The organism is Mesorhizobium sp. M0293, assembly GCF_040321735.1.
GTDB lineage: Bacteria > Pseudomonadota > Alphaproteobacteria > Rhizobiales > Rhizobiaceae > Mesorhizobium.
The window spans coordinates 12,375-32,423 of sequence record NZ_JAMYSA010000075.1 but is presented as its reverse complement, the minus strand read 5'-3'; the positions used below and the strand labels follow the sequence as shown (position 1 = coordinate 32,423).

Annotated in this window: 20 protein-coding genes; 8 read left to right on the top strand and 12 right to left on the bottom strand. The window is 62.3% G+C overall.

What is annotated here, in order from left to right; translation table 11 throughout:
* Positions 1-120 precede the first annotated feature (120 nt).
* The 5 genes from NKJ06_RS24355 to NKJ06_RS24335 all read right to left on the bottom strand — a co-directional run bounded on the left by NKJ06_RS24355 (position 121) and on the right by NKJ06_RS24335 (position 5,809).
* Positions 121-1,155: an extracellular solute-binding protein gene (locus NKJ06_RS24355; RefSeq protein WP_352632690.1), complete on the bottom strand. Its 1,035-nt coding sequence runs from the start codon at positions 1,153-1,155 to the stop codon at positions 121-123.
* A 22-nt stretch (positions 1,156-1,177) separates the two neighbouring features.
* The gene (locus NKJ06_RS24350) at positions 1,178-1,978 is read right to left on the bottom strand and encodes an ABC transporter permease (protein ID WP_352632689.1); all 801 of its coding nucleotides are present in this window, start codon (positions 1,976-1,978) and stop codon (positions 1,178-1,180) included.
* Complete coding sequence (locus NKJ06_RS24345; RefSeq protein WP_352632693.1) at positions 1,971-2,891, bottom strand: ABC transporter permease; 921 nt, start codon at positions 2,889-2,891, stop codon at positions 1,971-1,973. The genes NKJ06_RS24350 and NKJ06_RS24345 overlap by 8 nt, the downstream gene beginning before the upstream one ends.
* Before the next feature lie 2 nt (positions 2,892-2,893).
* Positions 2,894-3,988: an ABC transporter ATP-binding protein gene (locus NKJ06_RS24340; RefSeq protein WP_352632688.1), complete on the bottom strand. Its 1,095-nt coding sequence runs from the start codon at positions 3,986-3,988 to the stop codon at positions 2,894-2,896.
* Between the two features lie 141 nt (positions 3,989-4,129).
* Positions 4,130-5,809: an amidohydrolase gene (locus NKJ06_RS24335; RefSeq protein ID WP_352632687.1), complete on the bottom strand. Its 1,680-nt coding sequence runs from the start codon at positions 5,807-5,809 to the stop codon at positions 4,130-4,132.
* A 151-nt stretch (positions 5,810-5,960) separates the two neighbouring features.
* Between NKJ06_RS24335 and NKJ06_RS24330 the strand changes: the two genes are divergently transcribed.
* Together NKJ06_RS24330 and NKJ06_RS24325 are read left to right on the top strand one after the other, a co-directional pair.
* Positions 5,961-6,719: a TetR/AcrR family transcriptional regulator gene (locus tag NKJ06_RS24330; RefSeq protein WP_352632686.1), complete on the top strand. Its 759-nt coding sequence runs from the start codon at positions 5,961-5,963 to the stop codon at positions 6,717-6,719.
* A gap of 23 nt (positions 6,720-6,742) precedes the next feature.
* Complete coding sequence (locus NKJ06_RS24325; protein ID WP_352632685.1) at positions 6,743-7,774, top strand: histone deacetylase family protein; 1,032 nt, start codon at positions 6,743-6,745, stop codon at positions 7,772-7,774.
* 39 nt (positions 7,775-7,813) lie between these two features.
* On the opposite strand, the gene NKJ06_RS24320 is transcribed toward NKJ06_RS24325, so the two are convergent.
* Positions 7,814-9,007, bottom strand: coding sequence for a TMEM43 family protein (locus tag NKJ06_RS24320; RefSeq protein ID WP_352810867.1), 1,194 nt, complete (start codon positions 9,005-9,007; stop codon positions 7,814-7,816).
* 586 nt (positions 9,008-9,593) lie between these two features.
* Between NKJ06_RS24320 and NKJ06_RS24315 the strand changes: the two genes are divergently transcribed.
* Positions 9,594-10,304 (top strand): helix-turn-helix transcriptional regulator, encoded by a 711-nt coding sequence (locus NKJ06_RS24315; protein ID WP_023761670.1) that lies wholly within the window; start codon positions 9,594-9,596, stop codon positions 10,302-10,304.
* The gene (locus NKJ06_RS24310) at positions 10,301-11,071 is read left to right on the top strand and encodes a helix-turn-helix transcriptional regulator (RefSeq protein WP_352632683.1); all 771 of its coding nucleotides are present in this window, start codon (positions 10,301-10,303) and stop codon (positions 11,069-11,071) included. Before NKJ06_RS24315 ends, NKJ06_RS24310 begins: the two co-directional genes overlap by 4 nt.
* A gap of 5 nt (positions 11,072-11,076) precedes the next feature.
* On the opposite strand, the gene NKJ06_RS24305 is transcribed toward NKJ06_RS24310, so the two are convergent.
* Genes NKJ06_RS24305 through motA form a run of 6 tightly spaced genes read right to left on the bottom strand, consistent with a single transcriptional unit; the run spans position 11,077 to position 15,955 of the window.
* Complete coding sequence (locus NKJ06_RS24305) at positions 11,077-11,553, bottom strand: BspJ family T4SS effector nucleomodulin (RefSeq protein ID WP_352632682.1); 477 nt, start codon at positions 11,551-11,553, stop codon at positions 11,077-11,079.
* Positions 11,550-12,632 carry a flagellar biosynthesis protein FlhB gene (flhB, locus tag NKJ06_RS24300; RefSeq protein ID WP_352632681.1) on the bottom strand — a complete coding sequence of 361 codons (1,083 nt, stop codon included), beginning with the start codon at positions 12,630-12,632 and terminating at the stop codon, positions 11,550-11,552. Before flhB ends, NKJ06_RS24305 begins: the two co-directional genes overlap by 4 nt.
* A gap of 9 nt (positions 12,633-12,641) precedes the next feature.
* Positions 12,642-13,652: a flagellar motor switch protein FliG gene (locus NKJ06_RS24295; protein WP_352632680.1), complete on the bottom strand. Its 1,011-nt coding sequence runs from the start codon at positions 13,650-13,652 to the stop codon at positions 12,642-12,644.
* A gap of 43 nt (positions 13,653-13,695) precedes the next feature.
* Positions 13,696-14,082 carry a flagellar motor switch protein FliN gene (gene fliN / locus NKJ06_RS24290; RefSeq protein WP_023761675.1) on the bottom strand — a complete coding sequence of 129 codons (387 nt, stop codon included), beginning with the start codon at positions 14,080-14,082 and terminating at the stop codon, positions 13,696-13,698.
* Positions 14,083-14,099: 17 nt separating this feature from the next.
* The gene (locus NKJ06_RS24285; RefSeq protein ID WP_352632679.1) at positions 14,100-15,047 is read right to left on the bottom strand and encodes a FliM/FliN family flagellar motor switch protein; all 948 of its coding nucleotides are present in this window, start codon (positions 15,045-15,047) and stop codon (positions 14,100-14,102) included.
* Between the two features lie 32 nt (positions 15,048-15,079).
* A complete protein-coding gene (gene motA / locus NKJ06_RS24280) occupies positions 15,080-15,955 on the bottom strand; it encodes a flagellar motor stator protein MotA (protein ID WP_352632678.1) in 876 nt (291 codons plus the stop codon).
* Between the two features lie 148 nt (positions 15,956-16,103).
* On the opposite strand from motA, the gene NKJ06_RS24275 reads away from it, so the two are divergent.
* The 4 genes from NKJ06_RS24275 to NKJ06_RS24260 are packed head-to-tail and all read left to right on the top strand — an operon-like array spanning position 16,104 to position 20,026.
* The gene (locus NKJ06_RS24275) at positions 16,104-17,225 is read left to right on the top strand and encodes a DUF1217 domain-containing protein (RefSeq protein WP_352632677.1); all 1,122 of its coding nucleotides are present in this window, start codon (positions 16,104-16,106) and stop codon (positions 17,223-17,225) included.
* A gap of 7 nt (positions 17,226-17,232) precedes the next feature.
* Entirely contained in the window at positions 17,233-17,955 is a 723-nt protein-coding gene (gene flgF, locus NKJ06_RS24270; RefSeq protein ID WP_352632676.1) for a flagellar basal-body rod protein FlgF, read from the top strand.
* 3 nt (positions 17,956-17,958) lie between these two features.
* Positions 17,959-19,362 (top strand): flagellar protein export ATPase FliI, encoded by a 1,404-nt coding sequence (gene fliI, locus NKJ06_RS24265; RefSeq protein ID WP_352632675.1) that lies wholly within the window; start codon positions 17,959-17,961, stop codon positions 19,360-19,362.
* Positions 19,349-20,026: a hypothetical protein gene (locus NKJ06_RS24260; RefSeq protein ID WP_352632674.1), complete on the top strand. Its 678-nt coding sequence runs from the start codon at positions 19,349-19,351 to the stop codon at positions 20,024-20,026. The genes fliI and NKJ06_RS24260 overlap by 14 nt, the downstream gene beginning before the upstream one ends.
* The last annotated feature ends 23 nt before the right edge of the window (positions 20,027-20,049 follow it).

Here is a 20,049-nt window from a genome sequence, read left to right as displayed (position 1 = left end):
CCCTACCCGGGCGCCCGCGTTCTTGTTTTAAAACCTCCCCGTACACCCCCCCCCCCCCCCCCCCTCACACAAAACCCCGGCCCGGGCGGGGGCGCCCCCGGGGGCCCCTCGAAAACGCAGTTACTTCTGCAGTTCGGTCCAGATCTTGGTGTAGATCTCCTGGATTTCCGGTGCGCACATCTGCTGCAACTCGGCATGCGGCTTGTCGGCTGCCGGGATGACAACTTCCGGCGCGTCCTTCATGTCTGCCGGCATGTACTTGTCCGATCCGGTGATGGCGTTGGCATAGCGATGGAAGGCCGAGAGACCTGCCGCATTTTCCGGGTCCATGATGAAGTTCTGGAAAAGCTTGGCGTTCTCGACGTTCTTGGCCTCCTTCAGAACGACGACGTTGTCGCTCCACAGGCCAAAGCCTTCTTTCGGATAGTTGTAGTGGATGGCCGGGTTGGCCAGCCGCTGGCGCAGCGCCGAGCCGTTCCAGTCGCTGGTCGCCTTGAAGTCGCCGGCGCCCATCTTCTCGATGGTATTGTACTCCATCGCGATCCAGTTCGGCTTTGCCGCGACGAGCGTATCGCGCACCTTCTTCAGCACTTCCTTGTCGGTGGTGCATTGCTGGCCGCCGACATATTTGATCGCGGCGAAGATGACGTCGTTCATTTCGGGAACGACATTGACCTTGCCCTTCAGCTCGTCGGGGACGTTGAAGATGATGCCCCAGCTGTCGGCCGGTCCCTTGTAGGCGTCGGTGTTGACGACGACACCAACAGTGCCCAGAGCCCACGGCACCGAATATTTGCGGCCCGGGTCGAATTCCGGATTGGCCCACTCGGGCGCGACATTCTTGAAGTTCTCCATCTTGCCCGGATCGGTCTCCTGGACGAGGCCTTCCTTGATCCAGATCGGCACGTAGGTCTGCGACGGGACCGCAATGTCGAAACCGGTGCCGCCCTGGCGAACCTTGGCGAGTGCCGTGTCGTTGGAATCATAGTCGGTGATGGTCACCTTGATGTTGTATTTGGCCTCGAACTTCTTGATCACGTCGGGGCTGGTGTAGTTGCCCCAATTGTAGATGTTCAGTTCGCCGTCGGCGCGGGCCAGGCTCGTCGAAGCGAGCAACGCCAACCCCATGGCGGTTGCTGTTGTCTTCCAGTTCATGGTTTTAACTCCCATTTTCGGTTCAGTCTCGTTTCCTGCTGATGAAGAAAAACAACGTGACGATCGCGACCGAAAGCAGCAGGAAGGCGGTCGATATCGCGTTGATCTCGGGTGTGATGCCGCGGCGGATCTGGCCGAGCATGTAGGTGGGCAGTGTATCCTGGCCGCCCGATTTGACGAACTCTGTGATGACGACGTCGTCGAGCGAGATGACGAAGGCCAGCATCAGCCCGGCCAGGATGCCGGGCCACAAAAGCGGCAGCGTGATGCGGCGGAAGGCTTTCCATGGCGTCGCGTAGAGGTCGGCGGCGGCACGCTCCAGCGTCAGGTCCATATTCTCAAGCCGCGCCCGGATCGGCAGGTAGGCGAAAGGAATGCAGAACGCCGTGTGCGCGGCGATCAGATAGCCGATGCCGGAATAGCCGGTGAAGATCTTGATGCGCGAGAAGAAGATCAGCAGCGCCACGCCGGTGACGATCTCGGGGACCATCAGCGGCTGGTTGATCGCCGCATATTTGAAGGTGAGACCGGGATAGGGTGCGGTGCGCGTGGTGGCGAGCGCCGCCATGGTGGCGAAGATGGTGGAAAGTACCGCCGCGACGGAGCCGATCTGGAAGGAACGCAGGGTGGCATCGATGACCTGCGTGTTCTGCCATGCCGACTGGAACCATTTCAGCGAAAAGCCGCCCCATTCGGAGGTCGAGCTCGCCGCGTTGAAGGCATAGATGACCAGCACGATGATCGGCAGATAGAGCACGATAAAGCAGGTCGCGGCGATCGCGGTGAACCCAGGCTGGTGCTTGATGGAAAAGTTCTTAGCCATGACGCACCCCCGACTTGCCGGCATTGCGCACATAGGCAAGCAGCGCCACCATGACGATGATCATGACGGCGATCGACAGCGCCGAGCCGAGCGGCCAGTTGCGACCCTGCCCGAACTGCAATTCGATCAGGTTGGACAGCATCATGTTCTTGCCGCCGCCAAGCACGCTCGGCGTCACATAGGCACCAAGTGCTGGAATGAAGACCAGGATCGAGCCGGCAATGACACCCGGCTTGACCAACGGAAAGATGATCCGCCGCAGCACCTGGAAGCGCGTCGCGTAAAGATCGTAGCCCGCCTCGACCAGGCGGAAATCGAGCTTCTCCATGCTGGCGTAGATCGGCAGCACCATCAGCGGCAGATAGACATAGGCCATGCCGATCAGTATCGCCATGTCGGTGTAGAGGATTTGGATCGGCGCCGAGATGATGCCGAGCTTGAGCAGGATCGTGTTGATGATGCCTTCGTTGCGGATGATCTGCAGCACCGCGAAGGTGCGGATCAGCAGGTTGGTCCAGAACGGAATGGTAATCAGGAACAGCCAGAGATCGCGCGTCTTTTCACTGCGCGTCGCCATGAAATAGGCGGTCGGAAAGCCAAGCACCAAGGTGGCGATGGTCGTCACCACTGCGAGCTTGATGGAGCGCAGGAAGATGGTGACGTGGGCGGCGGCAATCGAAAGCGTATCGTCAAAGATATCGCGCTCCAGAAACACCGCTATCCAGGCTTCCGGCGAGAACTGCCACTTCACGTCGCCATAGGAGCCTGGTGTCAGGAACGAATAGACGAGCACGATCAGCAACGGGCCGGTCGCGGCGAGAAAAATGGTCAACAGCGCTGGGGCTGACAAAAGCCAGCGGTCACGGATATCGCGCCGTTCCGCTGCCTTGGCGACTTCTTCCGCGGTCGCCATCATCAGTCCTTCAGGACCTGGGCGGCATCGCTGCCGATGAGGATGCCGATCGTGTCGCCCTTCTCGAAACCACAGCCCGCGCTGCGCGTGTTCTGCTGGCGTACGGTGAAGAGTTCGCCGCTCTCGAGATGAACATGGATGTGGGTGTCGGTGCCGAAATAGACGATGTTGTCGACTGTTCCGGACAATTCGCCCTTGCCCTTGGTCAGCTTGGCGTGTTCGGGCCGAACCACGACCGTGGCGTTGGCCTTGGGCTGGAAACCTTGGGCCACGGTCGCCTCGATGGTCGCTCCGGATTTGAGCGTCGCGCGCGCCTTGCCGTTGGCCATCTGGCTGATGGCGGCCGTAAGGAAGTTGGTTTCGCCAATGAAGTCGGCAACGAAGCGTTCGGCAGGCTTGTCGTAGATATCCCAGGGCGAACCGACCTGCAGGATCTTTCCGGACGACATCACCGCGATGCGGTCCGACATGGTCAGCGCTTCCTCCTGGTCATGGGTGACGAAGATGAAGGTGATGCCGGTCTCGTGCTGCAGCCGCTTCAATTCGATCTGCATCTCCTTGCGAAGCTTGTAGTCGAGCGCCGACAAGGGTTCGTCGAGCAGCAGCACTTTCGGCTGAGGTGCGAGCGCCCGCGCCAGCGCCACGCGCTGCTGCTGGCCGCCGGAGATCTGGCTGGTGCGACGGCCGGCGAGTGCCTCCATCTTGACCAGCTTCAGCATCTCGGCGACGCGCGCCTTGATCTGGGCTTTCGGCTTGCCCAGCATTTCCAGGCCAAAGCCGATATTGTCGGCGACCGTCATGTGCGGGAACAGCGCATAGGACTGGAAAACAGTGTTGACCGGCCGCTTGAAGGGCGGCAGCAGGGCGATGTCCTGGCCATAGAGCAGGATTTCACCAGCGGTTGGGAAGTCGAAGCCGGCGATCAGCCTGAGCAACGTGGTCTTGCCGCAGCCGGATGGGCCAAGCAGCGTGAAGAACTCGTTCTCGCGGATGGATACCGAGACCGTGTCGAGGGCAGCGACCTGCCCCTCACCTGATCCGAAAATTTTGCTGACGTTTACTACTTCAATCGCATTCCGATCCGGTTTGTCCGGCACGATTACGCCTCACTGTTGACCCCGCTCTTGCTGGCGGAGTTCTTCCCCTGTTCGATGTGACCACATGGCCGGTGGGTTGGCAAGCCCGGCATTGGGTCACAGTTCAGTCAGTCATCGAGGCCTGCAAGCCCCATGCCATAGTCAGGCCTGATAGGTGATCTTGCCGCCGCAAATCGTCGTCACCGGTCGGACCTTGTGCAGATCGGCCGGGGCGGTGTTCTCGATATCCATCGACAAAACCACCAGATCGGCCATGTAGCCTGACTTCAGCGTGCCCTTACGGCGTTCGGCAAATTCGGCGTAAGCGCCCTCGACCGTGTAACCGGCGATCGCTTCATGCAGTGAAAAACTCTGGTCCGGGTCGCTTTCTGCCCACGGCTTGCGCAACACTGCCGCCTGAATGCCCAGGATCGGATCGATCGGCGACACCGGCCAATCCGATGCGAAGACGACATGCGCGCCGGCATTCTTCAGTGTTCGCCAGGCATAGCTCAGCGGCCAGCGCGACGGCCCGATGCGCGACACCGTCGGCTCCAGCGGAAAGTCCATGGCCCCTGGCGGATGCGGCGGCTGCATGGAGGCGATGACGCCGAGTTCGGCGAAACGCGGCACGTCTGATGTGGTGGTGACCTCGATGTGCTCGACCCGGTGGCGGCTGTCGCGCTTGCCGTTCGCCTTCTGCGCCGCTTCATAACCGTCGAGCACCGCGCGCACCGCGCCGTCACCGATCGAATGCACGGCCATCTGCAGCCCGCGCTTGTCGACCGCGACGGCAAGGTCGATGAACTGTTGCGGCGTGAACAGAGGCTCGCCCACCCAGTCGGGCCGGTCGGCATAGGGCTCGACCATGACAGCCGTCCAGGAATCGAGCACGCCGTCGTAGAACACCTTGACCATGCCCGACGACAGCCATTCGCTGTTGTAGCGTTCGGCCATATCAGATGCCTTGTCGAGCATGTCGAGCGCCATGAAGTTCTTGTAGTGGAACGGGATCTGGACGCGGCAGGGCAAACCTTCCTCGGTTTCGATCTCGGCCAGCAGTTCAAGCTGATAGAGGTTGCCGTCCATGTTCTGGATCGAGGTGATGCCATGGCGCGCGCACCAGGCGAGCCCGCGCCGCATGATATCGCGGTCGGAGGCGCGCTCGGCCGCCGTCGGCATCGGATCCGGCTCGCCGCCGGTCGACAGCCCTAGCCGCACCCGGCTTTCGCCGGCAAGGTCGAGCACCGGGCCGAAGGCCTCGCCTTCGCGCAATTCACCGGCGGCCAGGCCATCATCACCCATGACGATCTCATTGCCCGGACCAAGCGTGCGTCCGTGCAGGATGCCGGCCATCTCCAGCGCCTTGGTGTTGGCCCACATGGTGTGATGATCAGGCGCGGCCATACAGAACGGGCGATCAGGCAAAATGGCGTCGAGGTGATGGCGCGTCACCCGCTCGCTGCCGAGTACGGTGTAGTCAACGCCCTGGCCGACCAGCATCGGAGCATCGGGCTGCGTCGGCGCATAGTCGCGGATCGCCTTTTGCAGCGCCTCGAAGCCATGAATACCGGTGAGTTGAAGATGAGCAAGCTCTGCCCCGCCTGAAAACAGATGCATGTGGGCTTCGATGAAGCCCGGCAAGACCGAGCCGCCCTTGGCGTCGATGATCTTGGTAGCCGGTCCCTTGAGCTCTTCGATGGAGGCGCGGCTGCCGATGGCGACGATGGCGCCGTCCTTGACGGCAACGGCTTCGGCGGCGGGGTTGTCGTCGTCCATAGTCTGCACACGACCGTTGATGACGATCAGATCCGCATTGTGACCCGCACCTGTGACAGACATCGCGACTCCGCGCTTTTGACGACTGACTGGACCGACAGACTTGTCCAACGACCTGCCACTCCACCGGAGCGGCGCCTCGGACGAAAAAGAATGCCAGTGCGCTGTCTTGGAAATTCCCCTTGTCATCCCAAGAGGCAGCGTGGGATAAAGAATGCGACTGATTATTCGCGTTTGTCAACATGCGGAATCTGGAATGTATTGTGGACAGCACGCTCTGCCCATGTTGAGACCGGGCGGGGAACGAGGACATCAAGCCGTGAAGCGCAGTCTCGACCGCAAAACCAGGATAGCGCTCGAACCGCGCAAGCAGCCGCGGCAACAACGGTCGAGCAAGGTGGTCGACAGGATTCTCGACGCGGCGCTGATCTTGACGCGGGAGCAAGGAACCAGGACGCCGACGACGCTCGCCATTGCGCAGCGCGCAGGCTTGTCGGTCGGTTCGATCTACCAATACTTTCCCAACAAGGAAGCCATTCTTCTGGACCTCGCCCGGCGCTGGTTGTCATCCTTTCCCGAGGTCATCGCGAGGCGCATCAAGGCCACCCGGCCCACCAACCGCGAAGAGTTTCGGCGGGAAGTGCGGAAGCTCTTCGTCGATACCTCCAGGATATATCTCGAAAACGCCACCCTGATGCCGGTGATCGAGGCCATATCTGGCAATGCCGACCTCAGGCCGATCCAGGACGAATATGACGAGCAGATCATCGCCCTCTACGCCGCCTGGCTGCAGCATGTGAACCCGGCTCTTGAAGACAAGATCGCCAGCCGGCTGGGTGTGCTGATGATGGACGTCGGGCACGCCTGCCGGCTTGTTGGGCTAAAAAGAGACCGCAAGACATACGACCTCATCGAAGACGATGTGGAAAGAATGTGGCTCGCTTTGGTGAGCCCCTATCTCAACCTTGACTGACTTCGCACTTCAAGAGGAATTTCATGAAGACTGTCTATTCGCCGCTTCATGCTGGCCATGCCGGCCAGATGGAACTCGTCACCTCGGCCATCGTTCCGGGTTTCGAAAAGCCCTCGCGGGCCGAATTCATCAAGGCGCGGGTCGAAAGCGAGAAACTGGGGCCGATCGTCCTGCCGCTCGAGCATGATCTCGCCGCCGCCAAGCGCATCCACAAGTCAGACTATATCGACTTCCTGCCGACGGTCTGGCCGCTATGGGTGGAAGCCGGCCTGACGGGCACGGCGATGCCCTTTACCTGGCCGACGCGCGGCCTGCGCGGCGACGTGCCGCCGAAGCGCGTCGATGCCCTGCTCGGCTACTATTCCTTCGACGCCGGTGCCACCTTCGTCGAAGGCACATGGGCCGCTATCAAATCGTCCTATGACGTGGCGCTGACCGCCGCCGGCCTGGTCAAGGACGGCGAGGCTTCCGCCTTCGCGCTCTGCCGTCCGCCCGGCCATCATGCCGGTGCAGGCTTCATGGGCGGCTATTGCTACATCAACAACGCCGCTGTCGCCGCCCAATGGTTCCGCGACCAAGGCGCCAATCGCATCTCGATCCTCGATGTCGACTACCACCACGGCAACGGCACGCAGGAGATCTTCTATGACCGTGCCGACGTCCAGGTGCTCAACCTGCATGGCGATCCCCTGGTCGAGTACCCGTTCTTCCTCGGCCACGCCGACGAGCGCGGCGCGGGCGCCGGCGAAGGCTTCAACGTCAACTATCCGATGCCCTTCGGCACCGATTGGGACGCCTGGAACGCCTCGCTTGAGGGCGCCTGCGCTAAGCTGGCAGCCTATGCACCGGATGTCGTCATCGTCTCGCTGGGCGTCGACACCTTCGAGAAAGACCCGATCAGCCAGTTCAAGCTGAAAACATCCGACTACCCCAAGATAGGCCGCCGCATCGCCAAGCTCGGCCTGCCGACGCTGTTCGTCATGGAAGGCGGCTATGCCGTCGAGGAGATCGGCGTCAACGCCGTCGGTGTGCTGACCGGTTTCGAGGATCGGTAAGAATGAGCGCCGAACGGCGGTAGCCGTTCGGCGTTCGACCTAGGTTGCCGCTCCGGTGTTCGGCACTGCAACCGGTGCAGCTGCTTTGCGCGAGTGGCCGAGGTAGTAGACCGCCGTCGCCGCGATGACACCGGCCGCAAGGATACCCGCCGCCAGAACGGGCCGATACCAGAACCAGGCAATGGCGATCGTCGTCGTGCCGACCAGGATCGCCAGGAAGAAGGCGATGATGCCGGTTCCCATCCGCGCCATGCTGCCGAGGAACGGGATGACGTCGAGGATCACGCCGATCGGGCTGAGGAACAGGGCAAAGCCGATCGTCAGCAACAAAAGGCCGGCGGCGCGCAGCAGCCAGGTGATCAGCGTGTTTGCGCTGACCGCCTCGGCGAACATCTTGTCGGCCGGGATAGCGCCGGTGTCTACCATCAGCAACGCATCGCCCGCCTCTGTCTGGTAGGGCTCGAACCGGCTGCCGGCCTGGCGCGCGACGATGCTGATCACGCCGAGCGGCGCCAGCTCATAGCCGATGCGGTAGTCGCCCAGCGTCGGCGTTGTCGTGTCGGCGCCGAGATAGATCTTGCCGTCAGCGACGCTGAGCGGCCTGGTGCCGGTATAGGCGGCCTTGATCGCGGCTGACTGGTCGGGCGACAGCGAATAGTCCTTGTCGCCCTCGATGCGATCAAGCACCGGCTGATCGAGCGTGAAAGCGCCAAGCTTGCCCTCCGGAATCTGGAAGGTCCGGCTGTGGATCGCCATCGGTGGATTCTGGTGGCCGTCCGGCTTCTTGAAATCCGATGAGTCGATCTGGCTGTCGTCCCACACCTTCGAATAGCTGTAGGTGGTTACCGTCTCCTCGCCGCCGCCAAGCTTCTTGGTGGTCTCGGATTTGGACTCTTCTTTCCACTGGTACATTTCGACGCCGCGCGACAGCCGCAGCCCTTGCGTCGCAATGCCGAAATCCGGATCCGCGAGACCACTATCCGCCGTCACCGGGCCGCTGACATGCACCAATTTGCCGTCATTGGCGGCATCGACGCTGTCGGCGCGGGCCGAAACCACGGTGCCGGCCCCTTCGGCCAGCGAGCGTGCCGTCTGCACCGCGCGGCCCTCGTTCCAGAACAGCCCGACCACCATCAGCACGACCAGAAGCAGGCCGAAGATGACCCCGCCGACCGCGCGCTTGATCCGCCCGAACCACGAGACGGATGTTACTTCCCGAAATGAATCGCTCATTGTTTCCCCCGAAACCACTGGTGCTAAAATTTGAGCGTGGCCGGCGGCCGCGCATTGAACCTATCAATCAGCGTGGATCTGCGTATCGCCCCATGCCGATGGCCGCTAACAAGGGCTACCCATCTTGCCCGGTCGGATCGAAGGAACGCCCATCCCTGTCGATCAGCGAAAACCTATCGGAATCGATCAGTCTTCGATACGGCAGCTTTGCACCAAGGCCGGCTTTTTTGTGCCGACGTTTCAGGTGCGTCAGGGCGGCAAAACGGCTTGGAGTCCGCCTCTGAGTCGTACGTGAGTCCACCGGATTCGATTTTGTCAAATCGCGTTTGATGTCGGATTCAACTGCGGGTAGATTAGACCCGAATCAGCCGGTCCTCGGGGGGCGCGGCGACCACCCAAAGTCTCTTGTTCCGGAGCTTTTCCGGCACCAGACGCGGACGGCTTCGCGTTCCCTGAATGGATTCGGATCTGGTTGGCGCAGCCCTGCGCCACGCGTGTGTCTTCGTCAAAGTAATGCGTATTCGGGTTCGGCGGCTGGCTTCCAGCATCCGGACAGCAGAAACGATTCCGGCCAAAAGCAACAAGAATGAGCAGTCCCGCCGCGCTACTTCAATCCGACACATTGGGCTCGCGCCTGACGTCGCGCGGCGATCTCACCAGCTTTTTCATGCAACTGACCGCCGAGATCGGCGCCGACAGCTATATGCTGGTCGCCATCGTCCACGACCAGGACCGCAACGATGCGCGCATCGTCTCCTCCAACTGGATTTTCGATGCCATCGAGCTGATCGGCAAGCGGCTGATCGCCGGGCTTGCGCAAGGTGCGCTCACCGTTGCACCCGGTATCCGCCCGATCGCTCTGGTGGCATCCCAGGCGCCCGAGACTGACGGATTGATCACCGGTGAGGAAGCGCGCCTTCTCGACGTGCTTGGCCATGCCGAGATCTATTCGCTGCGCCTCAATGTCGGCCGCCAGCGCCTGTTCGCCCTGTTCTCCGCGGCGACTGCCGGTAGCATCGACCAGCCGGCGCTGATGAGGGCGCAGCTGAAATGCTGCTACGCGCTTTCGCATATCCCGCAATTGATCGCCGCCGCCGCCATGCAGGATCCGCTGTCGGATCGCGAGCGCGAATGCCTGTTCTGGGTCTCCGAGGGCAAGACCACCGACGAGGTCGCCGTCATTCTTGGCGTCTCCTCCAACACCGTCAACAGCTACATCACCCACGCCATCCAGAAATTCGCGGCCAGCAACCGCGCGATGGCCATCGCCACGGCGATCAGGAGCGGCATCATTTGAAACACGCCGACATCAAGGAGGCTGCCGAAGCCCTTTTCAACGAGCAGCGCAATCCGTTCGGCGCCTTTTCGCTCGGCTCCGAAACCCATCACGCCGTCACCATTCCCGATGCCGTGCGGCGCTGCCGCTGGATCGCTGTCGACATCAACGCCCTCGCCTTTGGCCTGTTCTTCGTCAGCCCCTCGCCCGAACGCGCACGGCTCGTCCCTTGCCTTGATTCCGACTACCCCGGCATTGCGGTGGCGACGAAATTCATTTCAGGCGCCAATGGCGAGGAGGTCGTGCGCCACACCCGCATCTCGACCGAACCGCGCTGGTGGACAGACGATGGCCTCGCCGGCATGGCGGAGATGTTCGGCAATCTCACCTGGACCGAGCAGATGGCGCCGCTGGCGCCCGGCACCAGCGGCATCGCGTTTCCCGTCCACGCCGACCGTGGGCAGTGCGGCCTTGTCGTGTTCCTCGGATCGGAGATCACCTTGCCGCAGGACGCGCTCTACGAGATCCACGCCCGCTGCTTCTCGCTGTTCGCCGCCGTCGCTCGCATCCGCCCTGGCGATGCCGGCAGGACGCGCGCGATCTCCAAGCGCGAACTCGAATGCCTGAAACTGACCGCCAATGGCAACACCAGCGAGGAGATCGCCCGGCTCCTGAAACTGTCGGTGCACACTGCCAACCAGTATCTGACCCAGTCGACCCAAAAGCTCAACGCGGTCAACCGCAACCAGGCCGTGGCCAAGGCGCTGCGGCTGGGGCTTATCGAATAAAGCAATTAGAGGATTGGCCGGCGGCCGTCGGAAGCGATCGATGTTCCGCGAAAGGCCAGCGGCTCGACCTTGCGGATACGGGCCTGTTCGATCACCGCCTCGAGCAGCGCCGTGTTGTGCTCCGGGTCTTCGCCCGGCTTCTCGAACGACACGTAGTTGACCACCACCGAAGCGCCGTTCTCGCTCAGCGTCAGTTGGAAATAGACGGTGACGCCAGGCGGCCTCAGCTCCAGATCAAGCACGATGCGCGGGCTGCCGCTCCAGTCGACATGCGCCTCGCCGCCATGGCCGAGCCGCAGCGTGCCTGGCATGAAGAACAGCTCCACCGCTGAATCGACCAGATCCGACAGGCACGCGAAATGCTCCAGCCGGATGAAGGCGATATAGTCGGCGACATCGATCAGCCTCAGTTCCCCCACCACTTGCTCGATGGCGCTGGCAACGATGATCTCGCGGGATTTTGCGTGCGGTTGACGGTTCATGAAATCTGTCTGCGCTCAGCCTTTTTCGAGTAGACGATCCGCACCAGTTCGGCGACGGCCTGATAGAATTGCGATGGGATCACACTATCGACCGAAACTTGCTTGTACATGGAGCGGGCGAGCGCCACGTCCTCGAAGATCGGAATGTTGTTTTCGCGTGCGATCTCGCGGATTTTCAGCGCCACCAGATCCTGGCCCTTGGCCAACACCATTGGTGCCGAGTCCTCGTCGCGCACGTACTTGAGCGCGATCGAGAAGTGTGTCGGGTTGGCGATGATCAGCGTCGCGCGCGGCACCGCTGTCATCATCCGCTTGCGCGCCCGGTCGCGCGCCAGCGAGCGCAGCCGCGACTTGACGATGGGGTCGCCTTCGGACTGTTTGAACTCGTCCTTGACCTCCTGCTTGCTCATGCGCAGATCCTGCCTCCAGTGGAAGCGCGACCAGACGATGTCGACCGCCGCGATCAGCCCCATGACGAAGACGATCGCCACCAGTATGTCGACGGCAATGCCGCGGATGACGAGTCCGAAAGCGACCGGATTGGTGATCATGCCGGCGAGCAGCTTGCGGTGATCTTCCGACAAAGTGAAGCTCAGCACGACGATGGCAAAGCCGACCTTACCGAGTGATTTCAGGAACTCGACCCAACCCTGAATGCCGAACAGCCTGTTCCAGCCCTTGGCGATCGAGATACGCGACAGTTGCGGCCGCACCCGCTCGCCGACGAATTGCGGCATGTTCTGGAACACCGAGGCGCCGATACCGGCGACAGTCAGCAGCACCATCAGGCTCAGGACGGCGCGACCCACTTCGAGGAGGACGATCTTGTAGAGCGCGATGACATCGGTCTCGGTGTCCATCGGCCAGGCTTCCGGCTTCTCCAGGAACATCGACAGGAACATGCCGAGATCGATGATCGCGTCCTTGGCGTAGAAAACGGTGAACACCAGTATGGCAACGAACGATGCAAGGAGCGCCGTTTCCCGCGAATGGGGCAGTTTGCCCTGTTCGACAGTGTCGCGGATCTTCTTTTCCGTCGCCTCTTCGGTTTTCGAATCCTTGTCGACCGCGTCAGCCATGGCGCGGCTTTAGGCGGCGTCTTGGGTCGACGGAAGTTCGAAGGCGCCTTCGCGCGACAGCCGGATCGTCGTCGTCACGATCGTCTTGCGTGCTGCTGTGATATCGGCGAGAGGAATCCCTTCCGAACCTTGTCCGAGTTCGGCTTCGATCATGCGCCGCGACCGCGCGCCGATCGCCGACAGCACGGATTCGGCAAGTCCCGCTTGCGCGCCGCGCAGGGCCAGCGTGACCAGTTCGGTCGACAGCCCGTCGAACAGCAGCACCCGTGCCTTCTGGGTGAGCAGCGGCAGGTCGTCGAAGGCAAACAGGCGGGCCCGCACACCATCGAGGTCGGGCGTGCCGGCAGCCTCCAGATCCTGCATGACCTCCTCGAGCAGCGGCTTGTCCAGTTCGTTCAGAACGCTGGCGACACGCGCCTGCCCGGCAGAAGTGTCTTTGGTCGAGGTTTCCGCCAGCACGCTGGTGCGCAGCCGGTTTTCGACGATTTTGCTGGCGGTGTCCGGAACATTGGCCATCGTCACCATGCGCTTGATGATTTCGCCACGCATCGGCTTGGTCAGTGTCAGCAGCACGCTCGCCGCCACCTGCGGCGCCAGCTTGGACAGCACCATGGCCGCGGTCTGCGGATGCTCGCCGGCCAGGAAGGCGCCAAGCCGCGCCGGTTCGAGCTTTTCGAGCTCTGGCCAGATCGGCGGCGGGCCTTCCGGGGCGACCTCGAATCTCTTGTCGCCCATGATCGCGCTCATCTCTTCGGGCGACAGCGACTCATTGAGGATGGTGTCCATCCTGTCGGCGGAATCGAGCAATCCCGCCCCTTCGGTGAACTCGGCCTCGAACTCGGCCACGATTCGCTCGAGATCGCTTTGCGGAATCGTCCGCAGCAGGCGGGCGCCCTCGATCAGCGCCTTCAGTTCTTCCTGCTTGAAGAATTTCAACAGGCGGCTGGCCGACGGCTTGCCCATCGCCACCAGAATGGCGGCTGCCTTCTGCGCGCGGGTCAAGGTAACCGGCGTCGTCATGCCACTCGCCTCTGCTGCCACCGGCAAGCTCCGCAATCCATATCTAGGCGCCCTTCGTGCCGGCGATGATCTCGGTCAGCCTGATGCCGAAGCGCGACGGATCGCTCTCCAGCACGGTGATCTCGCCGCGCGCGATCTTGCGGCCGTTGACCACGACGTCGACGGGTTCGCCGATACGGCGATTGAGTGCCACCGTCGACCCCTTCTGCAGCGCCATCAGATCGGAGACCGGCATCTCGGTGCTGCCGAGGATGATCTGGACATCGACGGGGATGTTCATGATGACGCTCGAATTGGCGCCGGAAGCGGCCCTGAACGCCGCGTCTGGGCGTTGTTCCTCTTCGTGCAGGACCCCGCGCAACTCTTCGATGGCACGGTCGAGCTGCTCGTCCGGCTGGTCGAGGTCGGCTTCCACCTTGGTCTTGGCCATCAAATCGTCTCCAAATGTCAGGCGCGGCCGGCAGAAGCCGGCATCAGCGCTTCGATAAAGTCCTGCCCTGCATCGTAGGGATGCCTGATTCGGACGGTGTAATTCTGTCCCAGTTTGCCGAACTCGCACACGAACAGCGTCTTGCCGCGGGCACTGAGACGCGCCTGGGATTGCGCCGTTTCCTCGAATTCGATGACCTGGCCGACGTCGAAGTTGGCGAGGTCGCCGAGCGTCAGCCGGGCCAGCGGCATGGTGGCTTCGAGCGCTACCGTTGAGCGCATAACCTCTTCCGAAAAGCGCGCGCGCCAGCTGGCGTTTTGATCCTTCTCGCTGACGGCGGCAGCGCTGTCCCGACCGGCCAGCACGATACGTTGTGGCATCGTCACGGTGATGCTGCCGCTGTCGGCCGGCGTCGAGATGCCGAGGACGATGCGCAGTGCGGCGCCGTCGCGCAGCACGTGTCGCTTGGCCTCCATGCCAGACATCGCCCGCGGCGCGGGAAGCCGTAGCTCAAGCGAGCGCCGACCAGATCCGTTCAGCGCCTGCGCGACTTGCTGAAACACCATCGTCGAGACGTCGGTCTCGATCGGCGACAGATCACGCTCGATCGGCGACACCGGCATATCCGGGTCACCCCCAAACAGCGTCGAGACCATGATGGCGATCGCGGCGCCATCGATGACGAGGGTCACTGCATCGGAAGACGCTGGCGAGGCAACGACGGTCATCGCGAAATTCTCACCGGCGCGGGAACGCGCCTCGGGTACGCGGCTGATCTCGATCGCTTTGAGATCGACAATGACCGGAACGCCAAGTTCGCCAGTCAGGCTTTTCTGCAGCAGCGGCACAGCGCGCTCGGCCATGGCGCGGCCTGCATCGATGACCTGCGCGGCCTCGCCGCTGTCACCGACGAGGCGCTCGATGATCAGCGAACGCGCTTCCGATGGGCTGCCTGGACTGGTCATGACAGTGGTGGGACCATTCTGTCGCGCATCGTTCAGGCGGCCTTCTTTTCGACGGCGCCGGTGTTCATCGTGCTCTGCTCGACGGCGTCGATCGTCGGCCGTTCATACGACGATATGGTCTTGCGGCCGAACTCGATCGCCACCTGCGGCAGCGCACCGTTCATGTAGGCCAGCAGCGTCTGCTTGACGATGATGTAGAGGCGATTCTTCTTCTCACGCACCGTCTTGATCTTGGTGGCGACAGGCCCGACCACCGAATAGGACAGGAAGATGCCGAGGAACGTTCCGACAAGTGCGGCACCAATCAGACCGCCGAGGATTTCCGGCGACTGGTCGAGCGCGCCCATCGCCTTGACCACGCCGAGCACGGCGGCGACGATGCCGAGCGCCGGCAGGCCATCGCCCACCGCCACCAGCGCGTGATAGGCCTTCATCTTGTCGGACTTGATGGTCTGGATTTCTTCGTCCATCAGCGCCTCGATCTCGTGCGAGCGGGCGTTGCCGATGATGATGATGCGGCAGTAGTCGCAGATAAAATGTGTCAGGTCATGGTTATGCAGCACAGTCGGAAACGCTTGGAAAATCGCCGACTCTTCCGGATTGTCGATATGCGCCTCGACCTCGCTGCGGGATTTCGACCGCAACTCGCGCATCAGTGAGTGCAGCACGCCGAGCGTTTCGAGATAGTCCTGCTCCTTCGGCACCGCCTGCCTGAAGGCTTCGAGAATGCCCTTGCCGGTGTCCTTGACCGTCTTCATCGGATTGGCGACGAGAAAGGTGCCAAAAGCCGCGCCACAAATGATCACGGCCTCCCATGGCTGTATCAGCACGCGAAGATGACCGCCCATGGCCATGAAGCCGCCAAGGACGCAGCCGAGCGTCACCACCAGTCCAATCAGAATACCCACGACAGGTCCTTCCGCATTTCACATCGCGAGCAAGGGATAGCCCCCGTGCCTTGTGTGAGGCTTGAATCGAAGCCACTGGATCCGATTCAGTTTCGCGCAAGGAAGTAGGGGTATTGTCCCGACATAGCTTCGGCCGGAGGCACGTCTTTTGCTTAACACCTTTACCAGCTACCAGCTCATCACCAAGGACATTTCAAAGTCGCTCGACAGGATCGAGCAGCAGCCTGTGGTTGATCGCGATACCAAATATTATCTCGCCAACATCACCAAGGTGAAATCGATCGACGATTTCGTCAAGAATGACCGTTTGTTCAAATATGCCATGAAGGCCTACGGGCTCGAGGACATGGCCTACGCCAAGGCCTTCATGGTCAAGGCACTGAAGGAAGGCGTCTCCGATCCCGACAGCTTCGCCAACAAGCTGACCGACAAGCGCTACGCCGATTTCGTCAGCGCCTTCAATTTCGCCGCCAACGGCGCCGATGCGACCATCTACAACAAGACGCAGCAGATGGTGACCAAGAACTACGCCATCCAGGCGAAAATCGCCGGCCTCGATCCGAATTCGGACTATGTGAAAGGCGAGACGACATACTATCTCGCCAACATTACCAAGGTGAAGTCGATCGACGATCTGATGTCGAACAATCGGCTCTACACATACGCGCTGGCGTCATTCGGTCTCGATTCGGCGACGGAGGACAAGGCCCTCATCAAGCGGGTTCTGCAAAGTGGCGTCCGCGATCCTGGCAGCGTCGCCAACAAGATGACGGACAAAACTTACGCCGCACTTGCCTCCGCCTTCAACTTCGAACAATACGGCGAAGCGGCCACCACCATCAATCCGGCACAGCAACCGACCGTCGACAAATACATGCGCCAGACCCTCGAAGAGGACGCCGGCAAGACCAACCAGGGCGTGCGGCTGGCGTTGTATTTCGACCGCAAGGCATCGGCTATCACCAGCTGGTACGACGTGCTGGCCGACACCGCGCTGGCCACCGTCGTGCGCACCGTGCTCGGGCTGCCCGATTCCTTCGCCACTGCCGATGTCGACAAGCAGGCGCAGCTGTTCGAGCAGAAACTCGACATCTCGGATTTCTCCGACCCCGAGAAGCTCGGCAAGTTCCTGACGCGCTTCACCAGCATGTACGAGATCAACAACCCGACCTCATCGGCCGTGACCTCGGTCAGCGTGCTCTTCGCGCAGCCGATCACGGTCGGCATCTCCACCGACCTAATGATGGCCATGCAGAAACTGAGGTTCTGAGAACATCATGCGGGATAGCCTCTACGTCGCCCTCTCCTCGCAGATCGCGCTCGAGCGCCGCCTCGACACGATCGCCGACAACGTCGCCAACGCCTCGACGATCGGCTTTCGCGCCACCGGCGTGAAGTTCGAGGACGTCGTCTCCGGCATCGGGCAGAAATCGGTGTCCTTCGCGTCCTCCGGCAAGACCTATCTTTCCGGCGCCCACGGTGCTTTGAGCGAGACCGGAAATCCCTTCGATTTCGCCATCCAGGGCGATGCCTGGTTCGCCATAGAGACGCCGGTCGGCACCGTCATGACCCGTGACGGGCGCTTTTCGATGAACGAGAACGGCGAGCTGATGTCGATCGAGGGTCACCCGGTGCTCGACGCCGGCGGCTCGCCGATCCAACTCGACCCCCGCAACGGTCCGCCCAAGGCCGGGGCCGACGGTTCGCTGCGCCAGAACGATCAGCTTGTCGGCTCCATCGGCCTCTACAATTTCGATCCGGGCGAGAATTTCGTCCGTTACGGCAATTCCGGCATCGTTCCGGCGCGTACGCCCGAGCCTGTCACCGATCGCTCCGATATTGGCGTCGCCCAGGGTTTTCTCGAAGAATCCAACGTCAATCCGGTGCTGGAGATCACCCGGCTGATCATGGTTCAGCGCGCCTTCGAGAACACCGCCGCGCTGATGCGGCAGACCGACTCCTCCACCGACGAGGCCATCAAGACGCTTGGCTCGAAATAGCCCATGTCGCTCGGCCAGCCATCTATCCGCGCTCTCGAAAAACAGCTCCAGCCGGCGCCGGAAGACCGGCTTGCCGCGTTGGAGCGCGTATGGCGGCGTTTCGCCGACGCCGAGGCGCTGCTCAAGCGCGGCGGCCGCGTTACCGAAGTCACGCCCACGCACTACAAGGTGCACGGCCTTTCCGACTTCGCCAGGCTGGGCGACATCGTCGAGCAGCGCGGCCATGGCGGCACGCGCCGCGGCGAGATCGTCAAGATCAGCCGCGACGAGGTTGTAGTAGCCCCCTTTGAACGCAGCGCCGATGCCGGCATCGGCGATGCCGTGTTCCGCCGCGGTCCGCTTGCGGTGGCGCCGCATGCCTCGTGGCGCGGCCGCACCATCGACGCGCTCACCCGGGCAATCGATGGCGGCATGCCGCTCGTCAGGGGTGACGATGCGTCGAGCGGCGCCCAGAAGACACCCGGCGCCATGGCGCGGCAGCGTGTCGGCACCGCCTTCATGACCGGCGTCAAGGTCATCGACATCTTCACGCCGCTCTGCTTCGGCCAGCGCCTCGGCGTCTTCGCCGGTTCCGGCGTCGGCAAGTCGACGCTGCTCGCCATGCTCGCCGGCGCCGACGCATTCGACACCGTCGTCGTCGCGCTCATCGGCGAACGCGGCCGCGAAGTGCGTGAATTCCTCGAAGACACGATCGGCAACAGCATGGCCAAGACCGTCGCCGTCGTCGCCACCAGCGACGAGAGCGCCATGATGCGCCGGCGCGCGCCGGACACCGCCATGCGCGTCGCCGAGCATTTTCGCGACCAGGGCCATCGCGTGCTCCTGGTGCTGGACTCTATCACCCGCTTCGCCCACGCGTTGCGCGAGGTGGCGACGGGAACCGGCGAGCCGCCGGTCGCCCGCGGTTATCCAGCTTCGGTGTTCACCGAACTGCCCAAGCTGCTTGAACGCGCCGGACCAGGCACCGAAGGCAAAGGATCAATCACAGCCATTATTTCCGTGCTGGTCGACGGCGACGACCACAACGACCCCGTCGCCGACTCCGTGCGCGGCATCCTCGACGGTCACGTCGTGCTCGATCGCAGCATCGCCGAACAGGGCCGCTACCCACCGGTCAATCCGCTGTCGTCCATATCGCGGCTGGCCGGCAAGGCCTGGAGCACCGAACAGCGCGCACTGGTGACAAGGCTGAAGTCGATGATCTCGCGCTTCGAGGACACGCGCGATATCCGCCTGCTGGGTGCCTATCAGGGCGGTGTCGACGCCGAACTCGATATTGCCGTGCGCCAGGTGCCGCTGATCTACGAAGCGCTGACGCAATCGCCGAAGGACCGCCCGTCAGCCGATCCGTTCTCCGACCTCGCCCGCCACCTCAAGAGCAAGTTGAACGCCGATGCCGGAGACTGAACGCCAGTACACCGAGCGCGTCCTGCGCGACATGATCGCCGAAGCCAAGGCCGCCCAGGAGACCGAGGCCAGCCGCGACTCGGCCATCAACGACCTGTTTTCGCCGCGGAAATGGCAGCAGTCTTCCGGGCACGAATGGCCGCAGCCGCCAAAGGCGCAGTTTCCCAGGCTGAAGAAAAAGTCCGACCGACGCAGCGATGTCGTCATTGCAGCGCTCGGCATCACGCTCGGGCTGATCTGCGCCCTGTTTCCCTGGTACATCTTCTTCAACCAGGAACAGTTTGGCGTCCAGGCAATGAAGTTCGGCGGCTCCGGAACCAATTCGGGACGGGCGGGCGGCGGTGTGGTCGCCCAACGCAGTGCGCCGCTGACGGCGAAGGACGTTCCCGCCGCCAATCTCGATCTGCTCGCCACGGGAGCGGTGCAGGACGATGCCGATCCCGTGTCGGCACCCGACGATCAACCCTTTCCGGCCGACGCCGCGAAATTTCGCATGGTCCATGTCGCCAATGGCCGCGCGATGATCGAGGACGATGCCGGCCTCTGGATCGTCCAGCGCGGCTCGATACTGCCGGATTCCAGCCTGGTGTCTTCCATCGAGCAACGCAAAGGCAAATGGGTCATGGTCACCAGCACCGACCAGGTGATCGAGCTTTCGCGATAACAGCCCTCCGGCCTCTGGTCGTT

Coding starts and splice junctions, on each gene's coding strand:
- NKJ06_RS24320 (WP_352810867.1), bottom strand. CDS start 9,007: ATGAGCGATTCATTTCGGGAAGTAACATCCGTCTCGTGGTTCGGGCGG.
- NKJ06_RS24325 (WP_352632685.1), top strand. CDS start 6,743: ATGAAGACTGTCTATTCGCCGCTTCATGCTGGCCATGCCGGCCAGATG.
- flhB (WP_352632681.1), bottom strand. CDS start 12,632: ATGGCTGACGCGGTCGACAAGGATTCGAAAACCGAAGAGGCGACGGAA.
- flgF (WP_352632676.1), top strand. CDS start 17,233: ATGCGGGATAGCCTCTACGTCGCCCTCTCCTCGCAGATCGCGCTCGAG.
- NKJ06_RS24285 (WP_352632679.1), bottom strand. CDS start 15,047: ATGACCAGTCCAGGCAGCCCATCGGAAGCGCGTTCGCTGATCATCGAG.
- NKJ06_RS24335 (WP_352632687.1), bottom strand. CDS start 5,809: ATGTCTGTCACAGGTGCGGGTCACAATGCGGATCTGATCGTCATCAAC.
- NKJ06_RS24350 (WP_352632689.1), bottom strand. CDS start 1,978: ATGGCTAAGAACTTTTCCATCAAGCACCAGCCTGGGTTCACCGCGATC.
- NKJ06_RS24260 (WP_352632674.1), top strand. CDS start 19,349: ATGCCGGAGACTGAACGCCAGTACACCGAGCGCGTCCTGCGCGACATG.
- fliN (WP_023761675.1), bottom strand. CDS start 14,082: ATGGCCAAGACCAAGGTGGAAGCCGACCTCGACCAGCCGGACGAGCAG.
- NKJ06_RS24295 (WP_352632680.1), bottom strand. CDS start 13,652: ATGACGACGCCGGTTACCTTGACCCGCGCGCAGAAGGCAGCCGCCATT.
- NKJ06_RS24305 (WP_352632682.1), bottom strand. CDS start 11,553: ATGAACCGTCAACCGCACGCAAAATCCCGCGAGATCATCGTTGCCAGC.
- NKJ06_RS24355 (WP_352632690.1), bottom strand. CDS start 1,155: ATGAACTGGAAGACAACAGCAACCGCCATGGGGTTGGCGTTGCTCGCT.
- fliI (WP_352632675.1), top strand. CDS start 17,959: ATGTCGCTCGGCCAGCCATCTATCCGCGCTCTCGAAAAACAGCTCCAG.
- NKJ06_RS24315 (WP_023761670.1), top strand. CDS start 9,594: ATGAGCAGTCCCGCCGCGCTACTTCAATCCGACACATTGGGCTCGCGC.
- NKJ06_RS24345 (WP_352632693.1), bottom strand. CDS start 2,891: ATGGCGACCGCGGAAGAAGTCGCCAAGGCAGCGGAACGGCGCGATATC.
- NKJ06_RS24330 (WP_352632686.1), top strand. CDS start 5,961: ATGCGACTGATTATTCGCGTTTGTCAACATGCGGAATCTGGAATGTAT.